The following is a 3,016-nucleotide window of genomic DNA, read 5'->3' on the forward strand; positions in this document are numbered from 1 at the left end:
CATACCGATACCCTTTGTGCAGTAGATTATGCATTTCAGCGTATTGGAGGCAAGCATAAAGGCCCTGTTATTTACCAGTTGAGAGATGGTATAAAGCGATATGGCGAATTACGCCGTTTAGTGACAGGAATCACCCCAAAGATGCTCACCCAGGTACTGAGGGAGCTGGAAGAAGATAAGCTGTTGACCCGGCATGTATATCTGGAAGTACCGCCGCGGGTAGAGTACCAGTTAACCGACACCGGCAGAGAACTATTGCCTTTTATTACATTGCTGAGTGAATGGGGCAGAAAACAAATGGGCCGGGAGCCGCTATGTGAGCCGGTGGTGATGGAACTTGTGGCAGAATAATAGTATGAAACGTTAACCCATCTACTTGTTTTTAGAGAGATGTATTTTGCATACTTCTCAAGCAAAAAAAAGACCCTTGCAAGGAGCAGTTGTGCCAAAAACAATCCTTATTTTTATCGTACCCTGTTATTCATAAATTAAATATTGTTAACCGTTTTATATTTCCTTCATCTCAAAATTAATCCATGAAAAAGTTCCTCGTACTTGCCTTACTGGCCTGTGGTGTGATGGTTGCGTTACACTTTCAACAACAATCGGCTATCCGAAATGGCGTCATGGCCGCAAACGTATCACACACTGCTAAAAAGTTGGTAGACTGCACCAACTGCACCGGACAATCAAAGAAGTGTATTAATAACGTATGTGAGACGGGTAGCATTTATTACACGTCTTCTCAGGTGCTGGCTGGTACCCCTGTCCGGTATCGCTGCTTTTATCACTATGAGTGGTCAGACGGCTCTATTAGCCCTACCTATTATGTGATTCAGGAGTTCCAATGCCGGGATTAACATGCCGTAAATAACTTGGGCTGAATAACCTGTATGAGCAGGTTATTCAGCCCAAGCTATTTGCGTTACAAGATCATTAAGACATCACCGCCATCGCCTCAAACTCTTTCTTTCTATCTCTATACTCTTCCATCGTAAAATTATACACTACTGAGTCACGTTTGTTTTTATTGGCTACAAAGTGACAGGCATGTATATACGGTTCTGCGATATTTAGTTTATCCAGCGGCGTTACTACCAGCAGCTGCAGGTTTAGCTGTCCGCAGTACTCCATCAGGTAGTGGCTTTTTTCAGGATCCAGTTTGCTGAAAGCCTCATCTACAGTGATGAAGCGCAAGCTGCGGTGTTGTCTGTTGGCTTCGTTGATGCCAAACTGGTAGGCAATGGCCGCTCCCAGGATGGTGTAAGTGAACTGTGCTTTTTCGCCACCGGAAAGACTGGCGGTATCTTCGTAATATTTGAATGCTTTGTTATCTGCGATATAAAACTCTTTGGCGCCGAAGTCCAGCCAGTTGCGTACGTCGGTTACTTTCCGGCGCCATGCTTCATTTTGCTGTAATTCATCGATGAGCAGTTTGATATTTTCGAATAACTGATCGCCGTAGGCTTCATCCTTTTCCATGTGATATTTATAGGAATCAGGTACCGCACCACTCAGTTTTTCTTTGAAGTTGCGTATCTCTACATCCTTTACATGGCGGCATTCCAGCTGCAGATAAGTATCCGGATTTTTGTTGAAGGTGATGTTGCGCAGTGGTTCATTCAGATCTTCCATTACTTCCCGGATGAGGTCTTCCTGTCCGTATATCCATGCACGGTAGTTGGTGATGGCATTGAGCATGCTGGTGTCCATGTATTTACGGAACCGTTCTTTATGTTCAATGAGGCGTTGGAATTTGATACGTTCATACAGGGAGGCAAATTCTTCCATGTATTTCACATGCGGCTGCAGATCGGTTACGTCGCCGAGCCAGTCAGGATAGGCATCGTGAATGGCTTTAGGCGGCATCACAAAAGCCGACAGCTGCCGTGTGATTTCAGCTTCTTTTTCAGCAGATTGGCGCATGGCATCCTGCAGGGTTGCTTTCATGTTGTCGTCTGCCCGTTTACGGTAAGATGCCAGTTCGAGGGTGGTTTCTGCCGGTTCGGTCAGCGACAGGTCTGTCAGGTATTCCAGGATGTATTGCAGGGAAATATCATCGAGCTTATTGACTTTCAGCTGGTTGAAATGACGCAGTTTTTCTGCGGCTTTATCATCGAGTCGTCCCTTTTCCTGGAGGGTTTTTTCCTTTTCTTTTTCCTTACCATGCAGTTGTGCGGTGATATCGTCCAGTTGATCGCAGATCACCTGGTATTTATCGCTGGTTTGCAGCAGTTGCGATTTTTCACGTGCAAAGGACTCGATTACGCCGGCATGTGATTGCCAGCTGATTTCGCTGTAGTTGCGGAGCGACAGGAATGCGTTCAGCAATGTGTTGATCATGGTAACGGCCTTGCGGCTGTCTTCCAGTTGTGAAATGCTGTGCTGCAGTGTCGCGATGTTGTTATTGCATTCGTCCTGTTCTTCTTTCAACAGGCGAAGTTTATTTTTATTATTCCATCCCAGTACATAGTTATTTTTTTGGGAGCGGTTGGCACGGTCATCTTTTTCATGGCGTGTAGCCTGTCGCGTTAGTCCGTTAGAAGTAACTGCTTTGCGCGACCGGTTAAATACAGCCATATCATCTGTACAGGTATAGTCAAACTGGTCGAGCAGCTGGTTTTGCAGCCATTCTTTGAAGATGGTGCCGGGTTTGATATCTATTTTCTGCAGCAGACTTTCTTTTTCGGAAGGCATCCGCAACATGGTATAGCTCTCCTCTTCTACTTTGTGGTATACGAGGCGGGTTTGCAGGTTATTGGAATTGATATACCGGTTGATGTCCGTGATATATTCTTCTGGTACGAGAAGACGCAGACCGAAGTTGTGTAATACTTTTTCGATGGCGTTTTCCCAGTGAAGTTCCGCTTCTTTTACTTTGATCAGTTCGCCGGCAAACGGAAGATCATCTTCCTGTATATCCAGCATATCTGCCAGTTGCTGACGGATGCGGATGAGTTCATAGGGGATATTATTTTTCCGGTGGAGGAAAGAGTCGATTTCTTCTTCCAGTCGG

3 protein-coding genes are annotated in these 3,016 nt (G+C 45.5%); 2 read left to right on the forward strand and 1 reads right to left on the reverse strand.

Annotated elements, in window-relative coordinates; translation table 11 throughout:
• Both VIP81_RS00080 and VIP81_RS00085 read left to right on the forward strand, forming a co-directional pair.
• The coding region (locus VIP81_RS00080; protein ID WP_331956431.1) for a helix-turn-helix domain-containing protein at positions 1-351 on the forward strand (351 nt) is incomplete at its 5' end.
• A gap of 185 nt (positions 352-536) precedes the next feature.
• On the forward strand, positions 537-860 hold the full coding sequence (locus tag VIP81_RS00085) for a hypothetical protein (protein WP_331956432.1): 324 nt from the start codon (positions 537-539) through the stop codon (positions 858-860).
• 76 nt (positions 861-936) lie between these two features.
• Here the strand turns inward: VIP81_RS00085 and VIP81_RS00090 are convergent.
• Positions 937-3,016: ATP-binding protein (locus tag VIP81_RS00090; protein ID WP_331956433.1), on the reverse strand; the 2,080-nt coding region annotated here is incomplete at its 5' end.

Origin of the sequence: Chitinophaga sp., assembly GCF_036566945.1 — a bacterium.
Classification (GTDB): domain Bacteria; phylum Bacteroidota; class Bacteroidia; order Chitinophagales; family Chitinophagaceae; genus Chitinophaga.